General features: G+C 72.3%; 19 protein-coding genes. 8 read left to right on the top strand and 11 right to left on the bottom strand.

The genetic code is table 11. The annotated features are described in order from the left end of the window. Positions 1–76: 76 nt before the first annotated feature. Complete coding sequence (locus ACIBI4_RS10845; RefSeq protein ID WP_399203365.1) at positions 77–1,048, top strand: DMT family transporter; 972 nt, start codon at positions 77–79, stop codon at positions 1,046–1,048. On the opposite strand, the gene ACIBI4_RS10840 is transcribed toward ACIBI4_RS10845, so the two are convergent. The 9 genes from ACIBI4_RS10840 to ACIBI4_RS10800 form a co-directional block, all read right to left on the bottom strand. Beyond that, positions 1,045–2,124 carry a Zn-dependent alcohol dehydrogenase gene (locus ACIBI4_RS10840; RefSeq protein WP_399203364.1) on the bottom strand — a complete coding sequence of 360 codons (1,080 nt, stop codon included), beginning with the start codon at positions 2,122–2,124 and terminating at the stop codon, positions 1,045–1,047. The genes ACIBI4_RS10845 and ACIBI4_RS10840 overlap by 4 nt on opposite strands. A gap of 63 nt (positions 2,125–2,187) precedes the next feature. Beyond that, complete coding sequence (locus ACIBI4_RS10835; protein WP_399203362.1) at positions 2,188–3,600, bottom strand: aldehyde dehydrogenase family protein; 1,413 nt, start codon at positions 3,598–3,600, stop codon at positions 2,188–2,190. 111 nt (positions 3,601–3,711) lie between these two features. Then, a complete protein-coding gene (locus tag ACIBI4_RS10830; RefSeq protein WP_399203361.1) occupies positions 3,712–4,974 on the bottom strand; it encodes an MFS transporter in 1,263 nt (420 codons plus the stop codon). 4 nt (positions 4,975–4,978) lie between these two features. Then, positions 4,979–6,415, bottom strand: a complete 1,437-nt coding sequence (locus tag ACIBI4_RS10825) for a CitMHS family transporter (RefSeq protein ID WP_399203360.1) — start codon at positions 6,413–6,415, stop codon at positions 4,979–4,981. Positions 6,416–6,569: 154 nt separating this feature from the next. Continuing rightward, positions 6,570–8,891 (bottom strand): molybdopterin oxidoreductase family protein, encoded by a 2,322-nt coding sequence (locus ACIBI4_RS10820; RefSeq protein WP_399203359.1) that lies wholly within the window; start codon positions 8,889–8,891, stop codon positions 6,570–6,572. Positions 8,892–9,028: 137 nt separating this feature from the next. After that, positions 9,029–9,649 carry a TetR family transcriptional regulator gene (locus ACIBI4_RS10815; protein ID WP_399203358.1) on the bottom strand — a complete coding sequence of 207 codons (621 nt, stop codon included), beginning with the start codon at positions 9,647–9,649 and terminating at the stop codon, positions 9,029–9,031. Positions 9,650–9,757: 108 nt separating this feature from the next. Beyond that, the gene (locus tag ACIBI4_RS10810) at positions 9,758–11,035 is read right to left on the bottom strand and encodes a hypothetical protein (RefSeq protein WP_399203772.1); all 1,278 of its coding nucleotides are present in this window, start codon (positions 11,033–11,035) and stop codon (positions 9,758–9,760) included. Positions 11,036–11,167: 132 nt separating this feature from the next. Then, complete coding sequence (locus ACIBI4_RS10805) at positions 11,168–12,115, bottom strand: hypothetical protein (protein ID WP_399203771.1); 948 nt, start codon at positions 12,113–12,115, stop codon at positions 11,168–11,170. A gap of 5 nt (positions 12,116–12,120) precedes the next feature. Then, entirely contained in the window at positions 12,121–14,196 is a 2,076-nt protein-coding gene (locus tag ACIBI4_RS10800; RefSeq protein ID WP_399203357.1) for a right-handed parallel beta-helix repeat-containing protein, read from the bottom strand. 195 nt (positions 14,197–14,391) lie between these two features. Between ACIBI4_RS10800 and hmgA the strand changes: the two genes are divergently transcribed. The 3 genes from hmgA to ACIBI4_RS10785 are packed head-to-tail and all read left to right on the top strand — an operon-like array spanning position 14,392 to position 17,766. Beyond that, positions 14,392–15,711: a homogentisate 1,2-dioxygenase gene (gene hmgA / locus ACIBI4_RS10795; RefSeq protein ID WP_399203356.1), complete on the top strand. Its 1,320-nt coding sequence runs from the start codon at positions 14,392–14,394 to the stop codon at positions 15,709–15,711. Positions 15,712–15,756: 45 nt separating this feature from the next. Continuing rightward, a complete protein-coding gene (locus ACIBI4_RS10790) occupies positions 15,757–16,506 on the top strand; it encodes a GntR family transcriptional regulator (RefSeq protein WP_399203355.1) in 750 nt (249 codons plus the stop codon). 60 nt (positions 16,507–16,566) lie between these two features. After that, positions 16,567–17,766 (top strand): type ISP restriction/modification enzyme, encoded by a 1,200-nt coding sequence (locus tag ACIBI4_RS10785; protein WP_399203353.1) that lies wholly within the window; start codon positions 16,567–16,569, stop codon positions 17,764–17,766. Between the two features lie 57 nt (positions 17,767–17,823). On the opposite strand, the gene ACIBI4_RS10780 is transcribed toward ACIBI4_RS10785, so the two are convergent. Further along, the gene (locus ACIBI4_RS10780; RefSeq protein ID WP_399203352.1) at positions 17,824–18,612 is read right to left on the bottom strand and encodes an ABC transporter permease; all 789 of its coding nucleotides are present in this window, start codon (positions 18,610–18,612) and stop codon (positions 17,824–17,826) included. Between the two features lie 73 nt (positions 18,613–18,685). On the opposite strand from ACIBI4_RS10780, the gene ACIBI4_RS10775 reads away from it, so the two are divergent. Next, on the top strand, positions 18,686–19,879 hold the full coding sequence (locus ACIBI4_RS10775) for a CaiB/BaiF CoA transferase family protein (RefSeq protein ID WP_399203350.1): 1,194 nt from the start codon (positions 18,686–18,688) through the stop codon (positions 19,877–19,879). A gap of 61 nt (positions 19,880–19,940) precedes the next feature. Here ACIBI4_RS10775 and ACIBI4_RS10770 read toward each other — a convergent pair whose 3' ends face one another. Next, positions 19,941–20,210, bottom strand: coding sequence for a hypothetical protein (locus ACIBI4_RS10770; RefSeq protein WP_399203349.1), 270 nt, complete (start codon positions 20,208–20,210; stop codon positions 19,941–19,943). Between the two features lie 414 nt (positions 20,211–20,624). On the opposite strand from ACIBI4_RS10770, the gene ACIBI4_RS10765 reads away from it, so the two are divergent. From ACIBI4_RS10765 to ACIBI4_RS10755, 3 genes are all read left to right on the top strand, one after another. After that, positions 20,625–22,148, top strand: a complete 1,524-nt coding sequence (locus ACIBI4_RS10765) for a DUF4331 domain-containing protein (RefSeq protein ID WP_399203348.1) — start codon at positions 20,625–20,627, stop codon at positions 22,146–22,148. Between the two features lie 115 nt (positions 22,149–22,263). Beyond that, positions 22,264–23,580, top strand: a complete 1,317-nt coding sequence (locus ACIBI4_RS10760; RefSeq protein ID WP_399203347.1) for a tetratricopeptide repeat protein — start codon at positions 22,264–22,266, stop codon at positions 23,578–23,580. Then, positions 23,577–25,091 carry a nickel transporter gene (locus tag ACIBI4_RS10755; RefSeq protein ID WP_399203346.1) on the top strand — a complete coding sequence of 505 codons (1,515 nt, stop codon included), beginning with the start codon at positions 23,577–23,579 and terminating at the stop codon, positions 25,089–25,091. Before ACIBI4_RS10760 ends, ACIBI4_RS10755 begins: the two co-directional genes overlap by 4 nt. Positions 25,092–25,096 lie beyond the last annotated feature (5 nt).

Raw genomic sequence — 25,096 nt, 5'->3', positions numbered from 1 at the left:
AGGATGGCACTGATTCGGTGCTGCGCGACGGTAATTCGATGGGGCCACGTGCCACCGCCGACCTAAGGTCGGGCCCATGCTCCCCGCACCGGCGACGAACCGCCGCCCCGAAGTCCTCGCCCTCGCCGCCGCCGGTGTCACCGTCGTTCTCTGGGCCTCCGCCTTCGTCTCCATCCGCAGCGCGGGCGAGGCGTATTCGCCGGGCGCGCTGGCGCTCGGACGGCTGCTCGCCGGGGCGGTGACGCTCGGCCTCTTCCTGCTGGTACGGCGCGAGGGGCTGCCGCCGCGGGCCGCGTGGCCGGGGATCGTGATCTCCGGGCTGCTCTGGTTCGGGCTGTACATGGTGGTGCTCAACTGGGGTGAGCAGAAGGTCGACGCGGGGACGGCCGCCCTGGTCGTCAACGTCGGGCCGCTCGTGATGGCCCTGCTGGCCGGATGGCTGCTCAAGGAAGGGCTGCCGAAGCGGCTGCTCGCCGGGATGGCCGTGTCGTTCGCGGGCGCCGCGGTGGTCGGCCTGTCGATGTCCGGCGAGGGGCACGCGTCCGTCCTCGGCGTGCTGCTCTGTCTGCTGGCCGCCGTCTCGTACGCGGGCGGTGTGGTGGCGCAGAAGCCCGCGCTGCGGCACGCGAGCCCGCTGCAGGTGACGACCTTCGGCTGTCTGATCGGCGCGGCGGCCTGTCTGCCGTTCGCGGGCGTGCTGGTGTCCGAGGTGGGCGACGCCCCGGTGTCCGCGACGCTCAACATGCTCTACCTGGGCGTGTTCCCGACCGCGCTCGCCTTCACGACCTGGGCGTACGCCCTGGCCCGTACGACCGCGGGAAAGATGGGCGCGACCACGTATGCCGTGCCCGCGATCGTGGTGCTCATGTCGTGGCTTGCGCTCGACGAGGTGCCGGGGTGGCTGACGCTGCTCGGCGGTGCGATCTGCCTTGCGGGTGTGGGTGTTTCACGGTCGAAGGGGCGGCCGCGGGCCGCGGAGCTGCCGGATCCCGTGAGCGAGACGGACGGCTCCGCGGACACGCAGAACGTCGGTGCACAGGACCGCTAGAAGACCACCAGCGCCCGGCCGCCCTTGCCCGCCAGCATGTTGTCGAAGGCCGCCGGGATCCCGTCGAGCCCGATCCGCTCCGTGACGAGGGACGACAGATCGAGGCGGCCCGCCCGGATGTGCTCGGCGAGCACCGGCAGATCCGCGGCCGGGTCACAGTTGCCGTAGACGCAGCCCGCGAGGGTGCGGCCCCAGTGGAACAACTCCAGGGCGTTGAACGTCACTTCCTGGTCCTTGCCGCCGATCCCGACGACCGTGGTGCGGCCGCCGCGGCGCGTGGAGTCCCAGGCCGTACGGATGGTGCTCGCGCGGCCGACGCACTCGATCGCGACGTCCGCGCCCCGGCCGCCGGTCAGCTTGCGGATCTCCTTGGCCGTGGTGTCGGAGGCGATCACGAACTCGGTGGCTCCGGCGGCGCGCGCCAGTTCCTCCTTCGCCGGGGAGACATCGACCGCGACGATCGGTCCGGCCCCGGCGATCCGGGCCGCCTGGAGCGTGGCGAGCCCGACGCCGCCGACGCCGAGGACGGCCACGGACTCGCCCTCGCGGACACGGGCCGAGTGGTGCACCGCCCCGTATCCCGTGAGGACCGCGCAGCCGAGCAGCGCCGCGTCCGTGAGCGGGACGCCGTCCGGTACGGGCAGGACGCAGTTCGCGGCGACGACCGTCTCCTCGGCGAACGCCGCGACATTGAGGCCCGGGTGCAGGTCCCGGCCGTCCGCCGCGCGGGCGTACACGTCGGCCGCGCCGCTCAGCGCGGAGGCGCAGAGCCAGACCTCGCCGATCGTGCAGTGGTGGCAGCTGCCGCAGGACGGTGCCCAGTTGAGGACGACGGCGTCCCCGACCGCCACATGGTCCACACCGTCGCCCACCGCGAGCACCGTGCCCGCGCCCTCGTGGCCGAGGACGCAGGGCGTGGGCACCCGCATGGTGCCGTTGGACAGCGAGAGGTCCGAGTGGCAGACCCCGGCCGCGGCGAGCTTCACGCGCACCTGCCCGGGGCCCGGCTCGGGCAGTTCGATCTCGACGAGCTCCAGCGGGGAGCCCACGGCGGGCAGGACGGCGGCGCGGACCACGTACGTACTCCTCGTGCGGCGAAGGGACTTGGGAGTGCTCGGATCGGATGGGAAGAGCCCGGGTCAGAACTGCAGGGACTTCGTCTGCAGGTACTCGGTCAGGCCGTGCGGACCGAGCTCGCGCCCGACACCCGACTGCTTGTACCCGCCGAACGGGGCCAGCGGGTTGAACCGGCCGCCGTTGATGTCGACCTGTCCGGTGTCCATCCGGCGCGCGAAGGCCGCGGCCTCGTCGTTGTCCGCGGCCCAGACGGCGCCCGCGAGCCCGTAGACGGTGCCGTTGGCGATGCGGAGCGCGTCGTCCTCGTCCTCGTAGCGGATCAGCGAGATGACCGGGCCGAAGATCTCCTCCTGGGCGATCGTCATCTCCGGGCGGACGTCGGCGAAGATCGTGGGGCTGACGTAGTAGCCGGTGGGGTGCGGGGAGTCCGGGCCGCCGGCGACGATGCGGGCGCCCTCCTCCACTCCGCGGTTGATGTAACCGCGTACGCGTGCCTGCTGCTTGGCGTTGACGACCGGGCCGAGGCGGCTCGCCTCGTCGTGCGGGTCGCCCGCCACGTACTTGGCGGCGGCCGCGGCGGCGAGCTGAACGGCCTCGTCGTACTGGTCGGTGTGGACCAGCATCCGGGTCCAGGCGCTGCAGGTCTGGCCCGAGTTGGACATCACGTTGGCCACACCGACGTTGACCGCCTTGGCCAGATCGGCGCTCGGCAGGATGACGTTGGCGGACTTGCCGCCGAGTTCCAGGGCCACGCGCTTGACGGCAGAGCCCGCGGTGGCGCCGATCTGCTTGCCGACGGCGGTCGAGCCGGTGAAGGAGACGAGGTCGACGTCCGGGTGCTCGGCGAGCGCCTGTCCGGCGACCGGGCCGAGGCCCGTCACCAGGTTGAAGACACCGGCGGGCAGGCCCGCCTCGTGCACCGCGTCGGTGAAGAGCTGTGCGACGAGCGGGGTGTCCTCGGCGGGCTTGAGGACGATCGTGCAGCCGGCGGCGAGCGCGGGGGCCACCTTGGCGACGATCTGGTGCAGCGGGTAGTTCCAGGGCGTGATCGCGCCCACGACGCCGACCGGCTCGTGCAGCACGGTCGAGTTCCCGATCTTCTCCTCGAAGGCGTACGTGCCCGCCAGTTCGGCGTACGTACCGGCCACCGCGATCGGCAGGCCCGCGTGCACGGCCTTGGCGAAGCCGAGCGGCGCGCCCAGTTCGGCGGTGACGGTCTCGGCGATCTCCTCGTGCCGTGCCGCGAGCGCGTCGCGCAGCGCGGTGAGCTTCGCCGCGCGCTCGGCGGGCGGGGTCGCGGCCCAGGCGGGGAGCGCGGCGCGGGCGGCGCGTACCGCCGTGTCCACGTCCGCGGGTCCGGCCGCCGCCACGTGGCCGATCACCTGCTCGTCCGCGGGGTTGACCACCTCGATGGTGTCGGCGGACGCGGCGGGCGTCCACGCGCCGTTGATGTAGAGCCCCTCGTGCGGCTTCATGTCTCGACCTCCCTGACGTGCGCCGGCGTACGCACCCCGCGTACGGGTCGCGTCCGGACCATCCGTATCGCTGTGTCGGACAGCGCTGCGCAGGCCCTCAAACTAGCGCTGTTAGTTTTCTCGCGCCAGGGGGGTCCGGACGTCCCGGTCCGTGACGTTAGTTGAAGCGGCCCGCGAAGGGGATGGCGCCGGGCGGCGGAGGCCGAGAGCCGCCGCACCGAGCAGAAGCCCGCCAAGCATGACAAAGGGTGCACCGATCCCGGCCGCTCCGGCGATCAGTCCGGCCGAGGCCGGGGTGGCGACCTGCCCGAGACGGTTGCCGGTGAGCCGCAGCGCGAGGGCGGTGGAGCGGGCCTCGGCGGGGGCGGCCTGGACGACCGTCGTCATCGAGAGCGGCTGGCCCACCCCGAGGCAGAAGCCGAGGACCGCCAGCATCACGGCCAGCGCCCGGACGGGCACCGGCAGGGCGATGCCCGCACAGAGCAGCCCGGCGAGCAGACAGGTCGACACGAGCAGCGCGGTGCGGCCGACCAGCCGGATCATCGGGGTCATCACCAGCCGGCACGCGATGGTGGCGGCCGCACGCAGGCTGAGCAGCAGTCCGACCACGGACGGCGCGATGCCGCGGTGTTCGCCGATCACCGGCAGGTACGCGGTGAGGATGTCCGTGGCCGAGAGCACGGCCAGGCTGATGAGGATGCCCGCCGGGACCCCGCGGGTGCGCAGGATGCGGTGGACGGGGACCTTGGCGTCCCGTACGGCCGTCTTCGTCCCCTCGCGGCGGTGCTCGATCCGCCAGAGCGCGGTGAACGAGACCGCGGCCACGCCCGCCGAGACGATCAGCGCGAGCGCGCTCGTACGGGCCATGGCGCCGCTGTGCGCACCGCCGGAGACGAGGGCTCCCGCGGCGATCGGGCCGATCAGCTGGCCGAGGGAGGCGCCGATGGTGAAGTGGCCGAAATTACGGTCCTGTTCGGCCGGCGCGGACTGCCGGGCCACGATCGACTGGGCGCCGATGACGAACGCGAGATGCCCGAGGCCCATCACCCCGGACCAGGCGGCCATCGCGGCGAGCGAGTCCGCCAGGCCGCTCAGCGCGCAGCCGCCCGCGATCAGGACGACTCCGGCCGGCAGCAGGGGCGCGCAGCGGCCGTGGTCGGTGCGGCGGCCGAGCGGGACGGCCGCGAACAGCGGCAGCAGGGCGTAGACGGCGGCTATCACACCGATCGCACGCTCGTCCGCGCCCAGGCCGAGGGCCCGGTAGGAGACGGCCGGTCGCGCCATCGACACGGCCGCCTGCGCGAAACCGAAGGCGATGACGAGACGGAGCAGCCAGCCCCTGCCGGGCCGTAGCGGGTGGGCGGACGACACCATCGGGTCAGATGATCCCGAAGAGGATGCCGGAGGCGAGCACCACCAGGGAGGTGAGCGCCGCCCATTTCACGGTGAAGCGGGTGTGGTCGCCGAACTCCACCTTGGCCATGCCGACGAGCACGTACACCGCGGGCACCAGGGGGCTCGACATGTGCAGGGCCTGGCCGGCGAGCGAGGCACGGGCGATCTCCAGCGGCGAGACGCCGTGGGCGGCGCCTGCCTCGGCGAGGACGGGCAGGACGCCGAAGTAGAAGCCGTCGTTGGACATGAAGTACGTCAGCGGGAGGCTGAGCAGTCCGGTGACAAGGCCCATCTGCGGGCCCATCGCGTCCGGGATGGTGTCGACCAGCCACTTGGCCATGGAGTCGACCATGCCGGTGCCCTGCAGGACGCCGGTGAAGACGGCTGCGGCGAAGACCATGCCGGAGACGTTGAGCACGTTGTCCGCGTGGGCGGCGATCCGGGCCTTCTGGTCGGGCATGTGCGGGAAGTTGACCGTGAGGGCCAGGGCCGCGCCGAGCAGGAACAGGACCGGGATCGGCAGCAGCTCCATGATCATGGCGGTGAGGAGGGCGAGAGTCAGGCCCGCGTTGAACCAGTACAGCTTGGGGCGCAGGGTCGGACGGTTGGGGTCCAGGCCCTGGAAGGCCACGTCCTCGGTCTCGTCCGCTTCCTTGCCCTCGCCCGGCTCGGCGTCCGTGCCCGAACCGGCGCCGCCCGTCGGCTTCTTGAGGGCGGCCTTGCCGCCCTTGCCACCGCCGGCACCGGCACCGACCAGCACCGTCTCGGATTCCTGCTCCTTCTCGATGGCCTCGTCCAGCGTCAGGACGCCGAGCCGCTTGCGCTCGCGCAGACCGAGCACGTACGAGAGCAGGAAGACGGCGAGCAGACCGACCGCGAGCGCCGGGATCATCGGCACGAAGATCTCGGAGGCGTCCAGCTTGAGCGCGGTGGCCGCACGGGCCGTCGGACCGCCCCAGGGCAGCGTGTTCATCACGCCGTTGGCGGTGGCGGCGACGCCGGTCATCACGACCAGGCTCATGCCGAGGCGCTTGTACAGCGGGTACATCGCCGAGACGGTGATCATGAATGTGGTGGAGCCGTCACCGTCGAGCGAGACGATCGCGGCGAGCACCGCCGTACCGACGACGATGCGCATCGGGTCGGCCTTGCAGAAGCGCAGAATGCCCCGGACGATCGGGTCGAACAGGCCGACGTCGATCATGACGCCGAAGTAGACGATCGCGAACATCAGCATCGCCGCGGTGGGCGCGAGGCTGGTGACGCCTTCGAGGACGTAGTCCCCGAGATGGGCTCCCTTTCCTACGAAGACGCAGAAGAGCGCGGGGATCAGGACCAGTGCCGCGATCGGCGACATCTTCTTCAGCATGATCAGGACCAGGAAGGTCGCGATCATGGCGAAGCCGAGGATGGTCAGCATGGGGGACACCTAACGTTCGCCTGAACCGTCAGCGGTGACGGTGAGAACTCCCACCAGAGGCGGCGGTCCGGACGACGTTAGGTGCCGTGAAGTTGCGTTAACAAGACGTTGACGTGCGAGCAATAAGCGCAAAACTCCAGGTCACAGGGTTGTGTCAGCTCGTTGTGCTCAGCGCGGAGGTCACCGGTGCGACCTGGACGGGCACACCGTTCTGCACGGCCGTCCCCGAGAGCCGGTCGAGGCGGGTGCCGTCGAGGAGCTGGTTGTAGTTGGCGCCCGGTGCCTCGTGCGCGACGGACATCCGGGTGCCGGGCCGGTCGTGGCCCCAGCCGTGCGGCAGGCTCACCACTCCCCTGCGGACGGCGTCCGTGATCTCCACGGGCACCTCGATCTCCCCGCCGTCCCCCTTCACGCGCGCGGGCGTGCCGTCGCTCAGGCCGAGGCGGAGGGCGTCGTCGGGGTGGATCTGGAGGGTGCAGCGGTTGGAACCGCCGGACAGGGTGCGGACGTTGTGCATCCAGCTGTTGTTGGAGCGCAGATGGCGGCGGCCGATCAGGACGAGACCGTCGCGCGCCCGGTCCTTGCTCGCCGCGAGCGCGCCGAGCTCGGCCGCGATCGGCTCGGGCAGCAGTTCGGCCTTGCCGCTGCGGGTCTTCAGAAGCTGCGGGATGCGCGGCTGCAGCGGGCCCAGGTCGATGCCGTGCGGGTGCGCGAGCAGCCGGGCGAGGCCGAGGCCCTCGGGGTGCGCGCCGAAGCCGTCGCCGTACGGGCCGAGGCGCAGCATCAGGTCGAGCCGCTGCTCGACGGTGCTCTCCCCGGTGAGCTCGTCGGCGAGTTCCTTGGGGTCGCGGCCGTGGACGGGGCTGTGCGGATCGGCGACCGCCTTGCCGAGGGAGCGCTCGATGACCATGTGGTCGACGGCCTCGGGCGGCATCCCGTGCATCCCGGTCGCGGCCAGGATCAGCCGGGCGAGGATCTCGCTCTCCTGCAGCCGCCCGTCCTCCAGGGGAACGGCGGCGCGGGTGTAGCGGACCTGGTTGCGGACGGCGAGTGCGTTGAACGCGAAGTCGAAGTGCGCGCTCTGCGCGGGCGGCGGCGGAGGCAGAATCACATCCGCGTGGCGTGAGGTCTCGTTGAGATACGGGTCGACGCTGACCATGAAGTCCAGACCGCCGAGCGCCCGGTCGAGACGGTGGCCGTCCGGTGCGGAGAGCACGGGGTTGCCCGCGATGGTGATCATGGCCCGGATGCGGCCCTCGCCCGGGGTGTCGATCTCCTCGGCGAGCGCGGCCGCCGGCAGCTCCCCCTTCGCCTCCGGGTGTCCGGACACGCGGCTCGTCCAGCGGCCGAGCGCGAAGCCCTTGCCGGGGGCGGCGGGCCGGGGTGCCTTGTCGGTGGCGGAGAGCGGGAAGAGGGCGCCGCCCGGGCGGTCGAGGTTGCCGGTCAGGATGTTGAGCACGTCGACAAGCCAGCTGGTGACGGTGCCGAACTCGACGGTGCTCGCCCCGATCCGCCCGTACACGGCTGCGGTACGCGCCCCGGCGAGCTCGCGCGCGACGGTACGGATCTCCTCGGCGGGCACATCGCAGGCCTCCGCCACGGACTCGGGGCTGAACTCCCCGAGCGCAGCGCGGACTTGCTCCTCCCCGTCCACGTATGCCCACAGCTCGCCGAGGTCGACGAGCCCTTCCTCGAAGAGGGTGTACGCGAGGGCCGCGAGCAGCAGGCCGTCGCCGCCGGGGCGCACCGCGAGGTGGCGGGTGGCGAGACGGGCGGTCCGGGTGCGGCGCGGGTCGACGACGGTGAGGGTGCCGCCGCGCCGCTTGAGCTCCTTGAGCTTGCCGGGGAAGTCGGCGGCGGTGCACAGACTGCCGTTGGATTCGAGCGGGTTGGCGCCGATCAGGAGCAGATGGTCGGTGTGGTCGAGATCCGGTACGGGGATCGCGAACGGGTCGCCGAAGAGCAGTCCGCTGGAGACGTGCTTAGGCATCTGGTCGAGCGTGCTGGCCGTGAACAGCTTGCGGATCTTCAGCGTGGTCAGCAGCACGGGCGGATACAGGGCTCCCGCCATGGTGTGCACGTTCGGGTTGCCGAGCATCACGCCCAGCGCGTCGGGTCCGTGCTCCTCGACGAGCGGCCGCAGCTTCCGGGCGATCAGGTCGAACGCCTCGTCCCAGCCCGCCTCCCTGAGCTCGCCGCCCTCGCGGACGAGCGGGGTGCGCAGCCGGTCGGGGTCGGCGTCGAGCTCGCCGAAGGAGGCGCCCTTGGGGCAGATGAACCCCTTGCTGAACACGTCGTCCCGGTCGCCCCGGGCGCCGGTGACACGGGTGCCTTCGATCGTGAGCGTCAGGCCGCAGGTGGCCTCGCAGAGGGGGCAGATGCGCAGGGCGGTGCGGGTGGGCCGGGCTGCGGGCGCTTCGGCCGGCGCCCCGATGGGCTCGGCGGCGGGGCGGGCGGGCTCAGGGCTGGCGGACACGGGCCCTCCTGGGGCTGCGGTCGACGGGGCTCGGTGGCGGTGCGCCGGGTGTCGCGTAGACCTGAGCATACCGACCGGTATGCACGGTGGGGAGGGGGATCGGGGAGCGGGTCTCCGGTGAGGTCGAACTCGTCCGGTCAGTCGAAGTGCTGCGCCAGATACGCGTGCAGGAGGGAGCGGGTCTCCACGATGAGGTCGGGGTCGCCCGACGGGTCGGTGCGGAACGCGAGTTGGAGCAGGGCGTCGGTGGCCTCGACGGCGACGAGGAGGGCGCGCCGGACCTGGGCGTCGACCGGCCTGCCGAGGTGGCCCGCGAGCGCCTCGCCGAGCCGGTCGGCGACCTGGTGGTTGGCGTCCGTACCGCCCGAGGGGACGCCGAAGTCGATCAGGCCGAACCCGGGCACCGTCCGCTTCATCGCCAGGTACTCGTCGAGCGCCCCGTCCACGGCGGCGCGCCAGTCGGGGGCGCCGAGCGTCTGCATCCGGGCCGCGGTGCGCTCCGCGTAATGGTCGAGGTTGCGCAGGGCCAGGGCGTCGGCGAGCTCGCGCTTGTTGCCGAAGAAGCGGTAGACGGAGCCGATCGGCACCCCTGCGCGGTCCGCAACGGCGCGGGTCGTCAGGGCGTCGTACCCGACCTCGTCGAGCAGCTCGGCGCAGGCGTCGAGTATCCGTCCGAGCCGCTCCGCGCTGCGCTCCTGCACGGGGACGCGGCGCAGGGCGGCGGCGGACTGATCGCTGAGTGAAGGCGTCGTGGTCACGGAGTCCATCATGCAGGTGCGGCCTTTCCGGTACGGATCCGGGCGGCGTGCGGGCCTCGGACACGGCCCGTGGGCCGGACCGTCGACGGGGCCCGCCCGCCGCGTGGTTCAGGCGATGAGCAGCCCCAGGCCGCCGAGGGTGTACGCGATCATCAGCGCGAACAGGGGCAGCTGGCCGGCGACCGCCTTCGCCGGGGGCAGCAGGCGTACGGCCCGGTCGTGCGCGGCGACCACGCCGAGCACATGGCCCACGATGATCGCGATCACCTGGAGGGCGGCGACACCGCCGGGGCCCAGGAGCGGATCGGGCGGGGCGGCGTTGTCAGTGCCGGATGCCAGGATGACGGTGCGTGGTCCTTCCGTCACGAAGAGCGTGAAGTAGTGGGCGATCAGATAGCCGAGGGCGATCGGGACGAGGGAGTGGGCGAAGGCCGCGCGGGGGTGGGGCAGTTCGGCGGTCTGCGGGGTGCGGCGGGCGAAGGCGCGGGTGGCGCCCGCGCAGAGGGAGTAGAGGACGGCCACGAGGGCCACGGCGCCGAGCAGCCCGAGCGTGCCCACGCCGGTGCGGCCGAGCGAGGAGGTCTGCAGGGTGGTGATCCAGGAAGGGGAGTCCGAGTAGCCGTCGTAGGCGGTGGAGCCGAGCATGACGCAGACGGTGGCGACGAGACCGGGGACGGCGGGGGTGGCGTCGAGCCCATGGAAGGGGTTGCGCAGGACGAGCCGGCCGTCGCGGCGGCGGCCGAGCGGTGAGAGGCGGGCGAAGAGGCCGGAGTAGACCTCGAAGGCGTCGCCCTGGCCGAACCAGCGGGCGCCGAACCAGGCGGCGGCGGCGAGTTGGAGCACGCCGTACGTCAGCAGGAAGGCGAGCAGGGCCGTACGGGAGGCCGGATCGGGGGAGGCGAGTTCGAGCCAGGTGTACGCGAAGAGGCCGGCCGCGGCGGGCCAGAGCCCCAGCCACGGCGGGAGCGGACGCCCGGCAGCGGGCTCGCGCCGCAGCAGACGGCAGCCCGCGGCGTGCAGGGTGCGCAGGGGGCTGAGCAGCCGCCAGACGGGACCGAACAGCAGGGATACGGGGACGAGTCCGACCCAGAAGAGCACGTGGACCGCGCCGGGAGCGGGGTTGCGCTCCGCGTCGTCGGGACCGAACAGGAGGTGGGCGAGGACGAACAGCGCGGCGGCCAGCCCGAGCCCACGCAGGACGAGCCGCGTGGGCCGGGCATCGGCGAACCGTTGGACCGCGAAGGGAAGCGGCAGCCCGGACCTGTCACCGCGGAACCGCGAGGTGGACCAGAGCAGCCCGAGCGCGAGAAAGGAGATCAGGAGCGCGGCGAACGCACCGGCGTACGCGTAGAAGGGGGACAACGGCAGGTCGTGCTGGGAGCCGATGCCGTGGGCGAGTTCGGTGAGGGGGGAGGTGGGGGTGCCCGGGGTCGGGGCGCCCGGGGTGGGGGTGCCCGGGGTCGGGGTGGCCGTGGCGGCGTCGTAGGCCGCTTGGGCGGCGTACAGGTTCAACGCCCCTCACCGCACCACGAGTTGGGTCAGGAGCAGGCCGGATACGTGGGTCTCGACCTCGAAGAGGCCGGTGCGGTCGGCGGTGAAGGTCAGCGTGCCCGCGCGGCCCGCGGGAAGGTCGGCCTCCTTGTCGTAGCCGTGGACGTGCAGGGTGTCGGCACGGTCGCTCGTGACCGAGAGCCGGACGCGCTCGCCCTTCTTCACCTCCACACGCCCCGGCGCGGGCGAGACCTCGGTGCCGTCGACGGTGATCGTCACGGTGCGGTCGGCGCTGCCCTCGCCGTCCGAGCCGGAACCGGACGAACCGCCGTCGCGCTCCTCCCCGTCACCTGAACCGCCCTTGCCGCCCCCACCCTCGTCACCTTCGTGCCCACCACCCTCGTGCTCGTGGCCGCCCTTCGCGCCCGTCCCCGTCAAGTCCACGGAGGACTCGACCGGCTTGCCGTCGACCGCCCAGAGCGTGTGGTCGTCCGCGTAGAGGCGGACGGTCAGCTCGTGGGCGCCCTTCGGGACGGCCGCCGCGGGCAGGTGGTACCACTCGCCGTACACCCGCGCGATCTTCTTGTCGTCCAGGTACAGATGGGCGTGGCCGCGACCGGGCAGCGCTCCCCCGCCCACGCTGTCCGGGGTGAACCGGAAGGCGCGGACGGAGAGCTGGAGGTTCCAGCCGTCGACCGAGTCCCGCCGCACCGACAGGTCGACGGAGGGTGCGTCCGCCGCGCCGACCTGCCGGTAGCGGTGGCCCGCCTCGTCCTTCTTGTCGAGCAGCTTCCCCGCGGACCCGCTCGCCTCCTGATGCCCGGTGCCGGGCTTGTGGTGCGTGGTCGGCCGGTCGCTGCACCCGGCCGCCACGGCGGCCAGGAGCAGCGTCGCGGAGAGCGCGCGCACGGTCCGCCGGGCCCGCCCCGACCGCCGCGCCCCCGGGCGCGCGCCCGCCTCGTACGGGAGGTGCACGTCGCTCACGCCGGGACCTCCGCATCGGAATCGGCGGACGGCGGCTGCTCCTCGTCCTCCTCCGACGACGGTGACGGCTCGGGCTCCGCGCCCTCGCGGACGGCCGCCACGACCACGGCCCAGATCACCCAGACCACGCCGAGCAGACCGCGGATCCAGGCCGGTCCGAGCGGGAGCCAGGGCAGCATCACGACGGCCTTGTCGAAGGCGTCGAGCAGCGTGAGGACGCCGAGCGCCACGGTCACCCAGCCGAACCAGGGCCGCTCGCGCCGCAGCACCACGCCGGCGCCGACCCACCAGGCACCCACCAACAGGAGCGCCACCGCGGGCAGATACCCGGACTGCAGCCCCTGTGTCGCCCCGGCCACGTCGAGCACCAGGCCCACGAGCCCGGCCGCGCAGGCCACGGTCGCCCACCGGTGCGTCCGCAGACGCCGCCACCACAGGACCCCGCCGACCAGCGTCAGGACGACGGCGATCCCGAGCGCGATCTGCAGCTCGATGCGCTCGATGCCCGTGGCCCCGTACCAGTCGCAGCCCGCGGGCAGCCGCGCGGCGCGTGCGTCGTAGTCCGCGCAGACCAGCAGCGCGGCCAGCTTGGACGGCTCACCCGCGAGCCGCGCCGAGCCACCCGAGACGTCACCGCGCTCCGCCCCGCACTCGGGCAGCGCGCGCGGGGTGGACGCGCCCGCCGAGCCCTGCCAGCAGTTGGACTTGCCCTGCCCGTCCCACCACACGTCGGTGGCGTTGGGCCGCGCCTTGCCCTGCTTGTCGACACCGAGCTTGTTGCCCGCGTACCGGTTGTGGTGCGAGGTGTCCGCCTGCTTCGACCAGGCCGACTCACCGCGGATGAACGCGGGCACGGCGCTCAGGAAGAAGGCGGCGCGGTCGTGTCCGTACACCCAGTTGTTCTCGTAGAGGTTCCAGTTGCCGCCGGCCGTGATGATGCCGGTGCCGGGCGGCATGGAGATCTGCGGGCAGACCACGCCGTCCTCGTAGCCGCGGTCGACGGGGTCCTTCTTGCAGGTGCCGTCGGCGATGTACTTGTAGTAGTCCGCGTTGTTGTCGTGGATGTCGTTGCGCTCGAACTTCGCGTGGTTCTGAGGCAGTCCGGGGTGGCCGGGGAAGGCGGAGTCCATGGAGGCGCCGCCCATGTTGTGGTCGAATTCGCTGTCGTGCACCCAGACCGAGTCGCCCGCGGTGCCGCTGTAGCCGACCATGTTGTGGTGGCTGCGGCAGCCGGTGATCTCGATGGAGTGGCGCGGGACGTCGTAGCCGCGGCCGTCGTTGATGTTGGAGGCGCTGCCCGGGTAGATGCCGGAGTCGCCGTTGCCGTACGACTCGCAGTTCTTGTAGAGCCCGTGGTCGGAGGCGAAGGTGAGGAAGCCGTACTCGTCGTTCCAGCGGGTCAGCACGTCGTCGATGACGAAGCCGTCGCCCGCGAGGACGTACAGCGAGTTGAAGGTGGTGCGCTGCGCGGTGAAGTTCTTGAAGTAGATTCCGTCGCTTTCATCGGCGCGGATCGCGTTGAGCTTGGAGTACTTGGCGTCGATCACCACGTCGAGCCGTGACTGGCCCGTGCCCTCGATCTGCAGGTCCTTCTTGCCGAGGATCGCCACGAGGTTCTGGTTGTGCGGGCACTGCTTCTGCTGCGCGAACGACAGGATCTGGTACCCCAGCGCGGAGTCCTTCGCCTTGAGCTTGGTGCAGGCACCGGTGGGCTTGGGCCGTGAGGGCTCCTCCTCGTACAGGCCGGGCAGGATCGCTATGTTCATCCCGGGCTTGTCGACCGCGTCGACGGCAGCCTGCAGATGCCGGAAACCCTTGTCCTGGCAGCGCTCGAAGAGATCCAGGTTCTCCTTGCGCAGATCCGCGGGGAAGCCGGATATCCGGCGTTCGAAGTCCGCCTTGTCGTCCTTGCAGACGACGAGGTCGGGCGGCCCGTCACGGTAGGTGGGCACGCTGCCCGAACCGTCCGGGAACGTCACCGGCCGCTCCTCGTGTGCCTGGGCGGGCGGGGCGATCAGGAGCGCGGCACACAGCGCGACGAGGACGGCGAGAAGCCTTCGGGTCCATGGCATGCGCGTGAGAGTAGAGGATTGTTCACCTTTCCGGATCCCCTCCCGCAGGACTTTCTCTCAGTCGTACGGAACGGCCCTCCCGAGCCCGCCCCGGACCCACTTCACCGCCCCGTACGGGCCCCCACCCGTTGACGCGACCCGGCACCAAATCCTACGGTGGTCCATAGGATTCCTTCAGGCACCGGGAGCGCCACCATGAACGGCATCGAGCAGGCGAGGAAGACGGCCCAGGAGCTCACGTATCTCACCGGCTTCGGCAACGAGCACAGCTCCGAGGCGGTGCCGGGTGCGCTGCCCGTCGGCCGCAACTCCCCGCAGCGCGCACCGCTCGGTCTGTACGCGGAGCAGCTCAGCGGCAGCGCGTTCACCGAGCCGCGGGCGCACAACCGCCGCTCGTGGCTCTACCGCATCCACCCCTCGGCGATGCACCCGGCGTTCACGCGCACGGACAACGGCGGGATCCGCACCGCGCCTTTCACGGAGACGGTGCCCGACCCCAACCGGCTGCGCTGGAACCCGCTGCCGGACCCGGCCCCCGGCACGGACTTCGTCGCCGGCCTGTGGACCGTCGGCGGCAACGGGGACGCGGCGCAGCGCACCGGCATGGCCGTGCACCTCTACCACGCCGACTCCCCCATGGAACGGCGTGTGTTCAGCAGCGCCGACGGTGAGCTCCTGATCGTCCCCGAGCACGGCGGCCTCCTGATCCGCACGGAGTTCGGTCTGCTGCACGCCGAGCCCGGCCATGTGGCGCTGATCCCGCGCGGGGTGCGTTTCCGCGTGGAGCCGCTCGCCGAGGCCGTACGAGGCTATGTCTGCGAGAACTACGGGGCGCCGTTCCAGCTCCCCGACCTCGGCCCGATCGGGGCGAACGGTCTGGCCAACGCGCGCGACTTCCAGGCGCCGACGGCCGCGTACGAGGATGTCGAGGGTCCGGTCGAGGTGCTCAACAAGTACTGCGGCAACCTCTGGACGGCCACGTACGACCACTCGCCGCTCGATGTGGTGGCCTGGCACGGCAATCACGTCCCGTACGTCTACGACCTGCGGCGCTTCAACGTCATGGGCACCATCTCGTACGACCACCCGGATCCGTCGATCTTCACGGTGCTCACCTCGCCGACCGACACCCCGGGACTCGCGGGCGTCGACTTCGTGGTGTTCGCGCCGCGCTGGCTGGTGGGCGAGGACACCTTCCGGCCGCCGTACTTCCACCGCAACGTGATGAGCGAGTACATGGGCCTCATCGAGGGCGCGTACGACGCGAAGGCCGAGGGGTTCGTGCCGGGCGGCGGCTCGCTGCACAACATGATGTCCGCGCACGGACCGGACCGCGAGACCTTCGAGAAGGCCTCGGCGGCCGAGCTGAAGCCGCAGAAGATCGACGACGGCCTCGCGTTCATGTTCGAGACGCGCTGGCCGGTGACGCTCACCGGGCAGGCCCGGGACGCCGGTCATCTGCAGACGTCGTACGACGATGTGTGGCAGGGTCTCGAACGGCACTTCAGGCCGTAAGCCTCTGCCGTGCAGTATGGAGCCGCGACCGGATCGGAGTAGCCAGTGACCGCTTTCGCACCGGACTCGATCGTCCTGAACCGCAAGCTGCCGCTCTGGTATCAGGTTTCGCAGTCCCTGCGTGCCTCGATACTGGGCCGCTCCCCCGAGGCGCCGCTGCGCCTGCCCACCGAGGAAAAGCTGGCGCTGCACTACGGCGTGAGCGTGCTGACGATGCGGCAGGCGCTCAAGGAGCTGGAGGACGAGGGGCTGATCAGCCGGCACCGGCGGCGCGGCACGTTCATCGAGCCGAGCGCGCAGCGCAGTGCGCCGGTGCGGCTGCTCGGTTCGGTCGACGCGATCGTGGCGCAGCAGTCGGGCATGGCGACCCGGCTGCTCGACCACGGCCGGGCACCGGTGGACTCGGAACTGGCCGAGTTCTTCCCGGAGTTCACCGAGGTGGCCACGTACCACCGGCTGCGCAGCGACGAGGCGACGGGTGAGCCGACCAATCACGCGCGCAACTTCGTCCGCCCCGATCTCGCCGAGCGGATCGACCCGGAGGACCTGCTGCGCTGGCCGATGACGAAGGTCCTGCGCGACGGGGTGGGCATCCGGATCAGCCGCATCACGGACACGGTCGAGGCCCGCCTCGCGGACCCGGAGACCGCCCGGCTCCTCCAGGTCCCGCTGCTCAGCCCGATCCTGCACTACACGGGCGTGACCTTCGACGAGGAGGGTCTCGCGCTGGACGTGGCCCGCATTCTGTACCGGGGGGACCGGTTCTCGTTCACGGTGACGCTGGACGCGCACTGAGTTCGCTGTCCGGGGTGGTGGGTTGCGTCCCCGAACCCCCGTTCCCACCTGGTGAGTACGATGCTGGGCGTGACGCAAGACGAAGCGCCGCTGCTGGGTGAGCTCATGCCGTGGGTTGTCGCGCCGTTGCGGATCGGGCGGGGGTGGCCGGTCGCGCCCGAGGCCGCGTCGCTGAAAGCGCGGTGGGATGCGCTGGTGCGGTCCGAAGGCGGTGAGCGCGCGGCGCTGTTGCAGGTGAGCCGGTCGCGCGGTCTGCGGACGAGCGTCGCCCAACTGCCCGGGCAGCAGGCCCGTACCGAGCCGCTCGCTCACGACTCCGGCCCGTGCGCGGGCCTCGTCAAGGTGCTGCACGGACCCTTCGACGAGCAGTGGCTGATAGCGGACCACCGGCTGATCGACGTCGCCCGGCCCGAGGTGTGGCGCGTGGCCGGGCCCCAGCAGTTGTTCCTCGTCGAGCAGGGGTACGTGCCCGACGCCGGCGGTCCCCCGCTGCTCGCCACGTCCCTGCTGCCCGAGGGGCGTTCGCCCGCCGGGCGCCCGGGCCGCATCCTGCCGCTGTACCGCAGGCCCGGCGGCATCGAGCCGAACCTCGCTCCCGGGCTGCTGGAGGTCCTGTCGGAGCGGTACGGCCGGGACGTACCGCCCGAGCACCTGCTGACCTGGGCGCTCGCGGCCGGGCGTGCGGGCGCCGACGGGACACGGGTCCCGCTTCCCGCCGACCCGGACATGTGGGCCCATGGCGTCGAGCTCGGCCACCGGCTGCTCTGGCTCCACCTGCGCACCGGCGAGCGCCCCAAACTCCCCGGCGGCCGCCGCCCGTACGTCCGCGCCGCCCTCCCGCCCCGTCCCACCGAACTGCTCTACGACCGCGACGAGGAGACCCTGTCCGTGGGCGAAGGGCGGATCGCTCCCGTGCCCGCCGAGGCCTGGGACTTCCACGTCAGCGGCGTACGGGTCCTCGAGCTGTGGTTCGCGCGGCGCACGGCGGCGGCCGAGGCGGGCGGGCTCGCCGGGATCGGTCCGCGGGCCTGGCCGCAGGAGCGCACCTCGGAGCTGCTCGAACTGATCACGGTGCTCGCGCTGCTGGCCGAGCTCGGGCCGCGCCGGAGCGAGCTGTCGGCGGCGGCCGAGGCGGACCGGATCGGGACGAAGGCACTGCGCAAGGCAGGCGTCCTGCCGCCGCCGGACACCGCGCGCCGGCCCGCATCCGTGCTCGACCACCACGAGGAGGGCCCTGGCGGCCAGTTCGCGCTCCTCTGAGCCCGGCATTCCGGCACGTCTCCGGGTCCGGCGCGGCGGCACGCCTCGGACCCGGCTTCAGCGGCCCTCCTCCCGATGCACCCGCCCACGCGCCACAAGTTCGAGCACCACCGCCACCGCCACCGCCTGCACCGCGAGCAGCGCCACCAGGACGAACAGCTGCACCGCCCCAGCCTGCACCGGTGACGCCCCGCCGAGCAGCATGCCGACGAACGCGCCGGGCAACGTGACGAGGCCGACCGTGCGGGTCTGGTCGAGGCCGGGCAGCAGCGCGTCGGAGGCGGCGGGGCGGGCGACTTCGAGGCGGGCGTCGGCTTCGGGCAGACCGAGCGCGAGCCCTGCCTCGACCTCACCGTGCCGTGTGTGCAGCTCGTCGAGCGCGCGCCGCCCACCGAGCACTGTGGCGGTCAGGGCGCCGCCGATGAGGATGCCCGTGACCGGGATGAGCGTGATGCCCTTGAGCGGGACGAGTCCGGTGAGCAGCAGGGCGAGGACCACCGGCAGGACCCCGGCGGCGATGGGCACGGCGGCCCACCACCACGTGGCGTTCGTCGTGATACGGCGCCCGGCGGTGCGTACCGCCACCGCGTACATCAGGAGCAGGAACCCGAGCAGCAGCCGGACGTCCTCGACCACCCAGCCGATGAGCAGCGAGACGGCGGCCAGTTGGACGGTCGCACGCACCCCTGCGACGGCGATCTCCCGCCCGCGCCCGTGCCCGCCGTCCCCGGTGAGCCGGGCGTACGCGGCGACGGCGACGGCCACGACGAGGAGGACGGCGAGCACCACGCCGAGGGTGGCGTTGACGGGCAGCAAGGTGGTGGTCTCGGCAGCAGTCGAAGGCACGGGGCAACCCTAGGACGGACCGGTCCGGACCCCTGGGTGACAAAGCCGTGGCCAGGGGTTGAGGATCAGGCGCATGATCTCCGCACCGCTCCCCCTGGACGGCATCACGGTCGTCGCCGTGGAACAGGCCGTCGCCGCCCCCTTCGCCACCCGGCAGCTCGCCGACCTGGGCGCCCGTGTCATCAAGATCGAGCGTCCTGACGGCGGTGACTTCGCGCGCGGCTACGACACCGCCGCCGCCGGGCTCGCCTCGCATTTCGTCTGGGCGAACCGCGGCAAGGAGTCCCTCGCGGTCGATCTCAAGGATCCGCGCGGTCTCGCGGTGGTGCGCCGACTCGTCGCGGAGGCCGATGTGTTCGTGCAGAACCTGGCCCAGGGCGCGGCGGCCCGCCTCGGCCTCGACGCGGCCACGTTGTGCGCGGCGCACCCGCGCCTCGTCGCGGTGGACATCTCGGGATACGGGGCCGGGGGCCCGTACGCCGACAAGCGGGCGTACGACATGCTCGTGCAGTGCGAGGCCGGTCTTGTCTCGGTGACGGGGACGCCCGAGCAGCCGGTGAAGGCGGGGATGCCCGCGGCCGATATCGCCGCGGCGATGTACGCGTTCTCCGGTGTCCTCGCGGCACTGCTGCGGCGCGCGACGACGGGGCGCGGCGGACCGGTGGAGATCTCGATGCTGGAGGCGCTCGTCGAGTGGATGGGCCACCCCCTGCACCACACGATGCACGGAGGCACTCCCCCGGCGCGCACGGGCCTGGCGCACGCCGTCATCTCCCCGTACGACGCCTATCCGACGGCGGACGGGGCCCGGGTCCTGCTGTCGGTGCAGAACGACCGGGAGTGGCGCCGGCTCGCCGAATTCGTGCTGGAAAGGCCGGAGTTGGGATCGGATCCCGCGTACGCGACGAATGCCGAGCGGACCGCGCGGCGCACCGCGACCGATGCACTGGTCGCCGAGGCGCTCGGGAAACTGACGGCGGACGAGGCGCTCGACCGGCTCGAAAGGGCCGGGATCGCCTGTGCGCGACTGCGGGACGTGGCAGAGGTGGCGGAGCATCCGCAGCTCGCGGCGCGGGCGCGCTGGCGGGAGGCGGACACGCCGGTGGGGCCGCTGAGGACCCTCTTGCCGCCCATCACCATGCCGGGGACGGAGCCGGTGCTCGGGCCGGTGCCCGCGCTCGGGGAGCACACCGAGGCGCTGCTGCGTGCCGTGGGGAAGTCGGACGCCGAGATCGCAGCGCTGCGCCGGGACGGTGTGGTGGCCTGAGTGCGGGAACGGCCCGCGGGGGGTTGCTGCCTGAGCGCGGGTCAGTCCGCGCTCAGGCGGCTCAGTGACCGCCGAACAGCGAGCGGGTCAGCCGACGCAGCGGCGCGAACAGCGAGACCCGGCGCACCCGGGCACCACGGCCCGTGCGCTCGCGCGGCACATCGCGTGAGGTGAGCTCGCGCATCAGCAAGGTCGCCTCGGCCGCCTCGCGCTGCGGCACGGCGGGACCGCCGAGCACTGCGAGGTGGCGGTCGAGACGCGAGCTGGTCGCGCTGCTCCCACACGTGATGGCAGGGACTCGCGCCCTGCTGCGCACTGTTATCTGTTCCATGTCACTCCCCACCCAAACGAGGGCTCCCGGCCCGGGCAGGTTAACCCTATCGCCCCGTGATGACACTCGTGTATCCCGGTCGCATGATTCACCTGCACGATAAGGAGGTTGACGACTACTCCTCGAATATGTCTGATTCCAGGGCGAGTTGGAAGATCGCGTGACGGTTGACAACGGGCCGTCCACAGCCCGGTCCGGGGCCTTTGAGCGGGGCGTTCGCACCCCCGTACGCCCCAGTTGGTGATCCTCGCCACTCGGCTCCCTCGCGCACCGTCTGCTCTCTTTGTCACGGATTCGTGGCCGGCTCGTCACGGAACCGCACGGGGGCAATCCGTCCCGCCTCACGTCCCGAATGGCCACCGACGGAATGCCCCGCACTTCAGGGCGCGGGGCCGGACCAAGAGGACGGACGCGATGACAGCACTCACCGGGAGCATGCGGGGACGCAGGTCCCTGGCCGCTCTGTTATGTGGTGCGTTGGCGGCCGGGGGACTCGCGGCCGCCGGCGTGAACCTGCTCGAACCCGGGCAGGCGAGCGCCTCCAGCCACCGGGAAGCCCCGCTGATCTCGGGGCAGCCGCAGTACGACAACACGGACGTGTACGCGTTCGTGAGCCCCGACAAGCCGGACACCACCACGCTCGTGGCGAACTGGGTGCCGTTCGAGGAGCCCGCGGGCGGCCCGAACTTCTACCCGTTCCCCGAGGACGGACGCTACGACCTCCACATCGACAGCGACGGCGACGCACAGGGCGATCTGCTCTACCGCTGGACCTTCGACACCAGGACCAGGAACGGCAATACGTTCCTCTACAACACGGGACCGGTGACCTCGCTCGACGATCCCGACCTGAACGTGACGCAGACGTACGACATCGACGTACTGAAGCTGAAGAAGCAGCGGATCGTCTCGACGACGAAGCTCGCCGACGATCTGCCCGTCGCGCCCTCGCATGTCGGCAAGGCGTCGATGCCGGACTACCGGAAGCTGCGCGACCAGGCGACGCGGCAGCTCTCCGACGGGTCCACGTCGTACGTGGGGCAGGCGGACGACCCGTTCTTCCTGGACCTGAGGGTCTTCGACCTGCTGTACGGCGGCGATCTGTCGGAGGTCGGCCGGGACACGCTCAAGGGCTACAACGTCAATACGGTCGCGCTGCAGGTGCCGACCGCGAAGCTCACGCAGTCCAGGAAGCAGCCGGTGATATCGGTCTGGTCGACGACGCACCGCAAGAACGCGGGCGGCAAGTGGACGCAGGTGTCGCGGCTCGGGATGCCGCTGGTCAACGAGGTCGTCGTGCCGATGAAGGACAAGGACAGGTTCAACGCGTCCTCGCCCTGGAACGACGCGGACTTCCTGCCGTACGTCACCAAGCCGGAGCTGCCGAAGCTCATCGAGGCGATCTACAAGATCAAGGCGCCCGCCGAGCCCCGCAACGACCTGGTGTCGGTCTTCCTGACCGGCGTGAAGGACCTCAACCAGCCGCCGAACGTGCGGCCCGCCGAGGCCCTGCGCCTCAACACGTCGATCCCGCCGGCCGCCGATCCGAAGCGGCTCGGGGTGCTCGACGGGGACACCGCGGGCTATCCCAACGGGCGCCGGCTCGCCGATGACGTCGTGGACATCTCGCTGCAGGTCGTCGAGGGCGAACTGGTCGGCCAGAAGAACGATCTGGGCGACGCCGTCGACGCCAACGACGTGAAGTTCGGCGACACGTTCCCGTACGTGGCGCTGCCCACCTCGGGCTCCCGCGGTCCGACCGCCTCGCAGGACGGCGGCGGTACGTCGCGCAACGCCCTCAACGGCGGTACGGCACCGACCGCTTCGTCCTCGGACGACTCGACGCTCCTCATCGCGTCGGGCGCGGCGGCGGCCGCGGGTGTGCTGCTCGTCGGGCTCGGGCTCGCCTGGTGGCGGATGCGCCGCCGGTCCGTCTGAGGCTGCCGAACCGGCGCGGAGCTCGTGCTCCCTCCGAACCGGCGCGGCCCGCTCGTGCTCCCTCCGAGCGGGCCGCGCCCCCACCCTCTTCTTCTGCTGCGTGAAAGGACGGGCCATGGCGCCCAACAGGCTCGGTACGTCGGTGGGCGCGGTGGTCGTGCTCGCCGGAGCGCTCACGCTCGGCTCGCTCACCCTCGACGCGCCCGACTCCCCCGCGCCCGCACGGGTCGCGGTGGCGGATCCGGCGCGGCTCGGCGGGGCGGATCTCGACCGTGCGGTGGGGGCGCTCCAGGCTCAACTCCGCGCTCAGCCGAAAGACTTCACGGGCTGGGCGGCGCTCGGTACGGCGTACGTGGAGCAGGCCCGGGTCAAGGGCGACCCGTCCCGCTACCCGCTCGCCCAGCGCGCGCTCGCCCGCTCGCTCGACCTGCGGCCCCGCCATGACGCGGCGCTCGCGGGGCGCGCCGCGCTGGCCGCGGCGCGGCACGACTTCACGGGCGCGCTGTCCCTCGCCCGGTCCGCGCTCGCGGAAAACCCGTACAACGAACGGGCGTTGGCCCTGCGGGTCGATGCGCTCGTCGAGCTCGGGCGCTACGGCCGGGCGTGGTCGGCGGTGCGGGAGGCGGACGGGCGGCGGCCCGGTGTCCCCGTCTTCACGCGGTACGCGTACGTGCTGGAGCTGCGCGGGGAGGTGGCGCAGGCCCGCTCGGTGCTCACCCGGGCGCTGGCCTCTGCTTCCTCCCCCGCGGACCGGGCGTATGTGGCCACTGAGCTGGGCCACTTGGCCCGCCGGCACGGCGACTACAAGACCGCCCTCCGCCACTACGAACTCGCGCTGCGGGAGTCCCCGTCCGCACTCCCGGCCCTGGAGGGCCGAGGGCGCGCCCGGGCCGCGACCGGCCGGACGGATGCGGCGCTGCGCGACCTCCGCGAGGTCGTACGCCGCGCACCGCTTCCGGGGTCCCTGGTGGCGCTCGGGGAGTTGTACGAGGCGAGCGGGCGGTCGGGAGCGGCGCGCGAGCAGTACGCGCTGGTCGACGCCTGGGTCGCGCTCGCCCGCGCCAACGGGGTCAACACGGACCTGGAGACGGCGCTCGCGTCCGCCGACCACGGCGACCCCAAGGCTGCGCTCAGGGCGGCGCGTGCGGAGTACGCGCGCCGCGCGACGGTCCACACGGCGGACGCACTGGCCTGGGCCCTCCACGCCAACGGCCGCTCCGACGAGGCCCTCCCGTACACGCGCGAAGCCACGGCAACGGGCTACCGCGACGCGGCGTTCCTCCACCACCGCGGCACGATCGAGGCGGCCACCGGCCGGGACACCGCGGCCCGCCGCTCCCTGTCGGCGGCCCTGGAGTTGGATCCGGGCTTCTCACCGACAGGGGCACGGGCGGCGAAGGCGCTTCTCGGGCGGCTTGGGGGTGCGTTGTGAGGGGGTACGCCGCGCGGGGGTACGGCGCCTGGCGCCGACGCGTCGCCACTGCGGGCGGTCTCCTTCTCGTCGCGCTCGTTCTCGCGCTCCTGCCCGCCCGGAGCGCGTCCGCGCACCCCTTGGGCAACTTCACCGTCTCCGCGTACGACGGAATCGTCATCGCCCCCGGCGAGGTGCGTGTCGAGCATCTGCAGGATCTCGCCGAGATTCCCGCCACCCAGGAGAAGAAGCGCATCGAGCGGATGGGACGGGCGAGTTGGGCGCGGGAGCGGTGTGCGGCGGCGCTGGAGCGGCGGCGGCTGCAGGCCGGCGGGCGGGCCGTGGCGCTCACCCTCGTCGGCAGTGCCGCCCAGGTGCGGCCCGGGCAGGCCGGGCTCGACACGTTGCGGGTGGAGTGCCGGTTCCGGGCGCCCCTGCCCGAGGACCGTGTGCTCGCGCTGACCTTCCGTACCGGCGAGGGCGACACGCCCGCCTGGCGGGAGATCACCGCACGGGGCGACCGTATGACGCTCAAGTCCGCGAACGTACCGGCCACTTCGGCGTCCCGGCGGCTCACCACGTATCCGCAGCGTCTGCTCGACTCCCCGCCCGAGCAGACCGAGGCCGTCCTCGAAGCGGTGCCGGGCGGCCCTGCCCTGGCCGGGGCGGACGAGCAGGAGCCGCCCGCCGCCTCGGTCCTGCCACGCGGCGTCGACCGTTGGACGCAGGCGCTCACCGGCCTCGTCGCACGTCACGACCTGACCGCGGGGTTCGCCGCGCTCGCCCTGGCCATCGCGCTGGGCCTCGGCGCCCTGCACGCGCTCGCGCCCGGGCACGGCAAGACGCTCATGGCCGCCACCGCGGCGGCGGGCGGGCACCGTTCCGCGCGCGACGTGCTCGCCCTCGGCGCCTCCGTGACGGTCACGCACACGCTCGGGGTGTTCGCGCTCGGCGCCCTGATCGCCACCGGCTCGGCGGCCGGCCCCTCGGTCGTCACATGGCTCGGCATCGCCAGCGGCGTCCTCGTCACCCTCGCGGGCACCCTCCTGCTGCGACGCGCCTGGCGCCACCGCACCGCGCACGGTCACCACCATGGGCACGGCCATCACCACGGGCACGACCATGGACACAGCCACGACCACGGGCACGGACACAGCCACGACCACACCCACCCCCCATCCCTCCGCCTGCGCACCACCCTCTTCCTCGGCTTCGCCGGCGGGCTCGTGCCCAGTCCGTCCGCCGTCGTGGTGCTCGTCGGTGCCGCCGCCCTGGGCCAGGCCTGGTTCGGGCTGCTGCTCGTCGTCGCGTACGGGGCGGGACTCGCGCTGACGTTGAGCGCGGCGGGCTTCCTTGTCGTACGTATGGGCATACGGATCAATGAACGGGTCGAATCCGGGCGGAACCGCCGCCCCGCGGCCATGCGTCTCACAGCCGTCGCGCGTCGCACGGCCCCCTTCACGAGCGCCTTCGTGGTCTTCGCCCTCGGGTGCGGATTGGCGCTCAAGGGGGCGGCAAACGCGCTTGGTTGAGATAG

It is taken from the genome of Streptomyces sp. NPDC050418 (genome assembly GCF_044458745.1).
Classification (GTDB): Bacteria; Actinomycetota; Actinomycetes; order Streptomycetales; family Streptomycetaceae; genus Streptomyces.
This window is presented reverse-complemented; position numbering and strand designations above follow the sequence as displayed.

Coding starts and splice junctions, on each gene's coding strand:
- hmgA (WP_399203356.1), top strand. CDS start 14,392: ATGAACGGCATCGAGCAGGCGAGGAAGACGGCCCAGGAGCTCACGTAT.
- ACIBI4_RS10825 (WP_399203360.1), bottom strand. CDS start 6,415: ATGCTGACCATCCTCGGCTTCGCCATGATCGCGACCTTCCTGGTCCTG.
- ACIBI4_RS10845 (WP_399203365.1), top strand. CDS start 77: ATGCTCCCCGCACCGGCGACGAACCGCCGCCCCGAAGTCCTCGCCCTC.
- ACIBI4_RS10835 (WP_399203362.1), bottom strand. CDS start 3,600: ATGAAGCCGCACGAGGGGCTCTACATCAACGGCGCGTGGACGCCCGCC.
- ACIBI4_RS10800 (WP_399203357.1), bottom strand. CDS start 14,196: ATGCCATGGACCCGAAGGCTTCTCGCCGTCCTCGTCGCGCTGTGTGCC.
- ACIBI4_RS10760 (WP_399203347.1), top strand. CDS start 22,264: ATGGCGCCCAACAGGCTCGGTACGTCGGTGGGCGCGGTGGTCGTGCTC.
- ACIBI4_RS10830 (WP_399203361.1), bottom strand. CDS start 4,974: ATGGTGTCGTCCGCCCACCCGCTACGGCCCGGCAGGGGCTGGCTGCTC.
- ACIBI4_RS10765 (WP_399203348.1), top strand. CDS start 20,625: ATGACAGCACTCACCGGGAGCATGCGGGGACGCAGGTCCCTGGCCGCT.
- ACIBI4_RS10770 (WP_399203349.1), bottom strand. CDS start 20,210: ATGGAACAGATAACAGTGCGCAGCAGGGCGCGAGTCCCTGCCATCACG.
- ACIBI4_RS10785 (WP_399203353.1), top strand. CDS start 16,567: ATGCTGGGCGTGACGCAAGACGAAGCGCCGCTGCTGGGTGAGCTCATG.
- ACIBI4_RS10775 (WP_399203350.1), top strand. CDS start 18,686: ATGATCTCCGCACCGCTCCCCCTGGACGGCATCACGGTCGTCGCCGTG.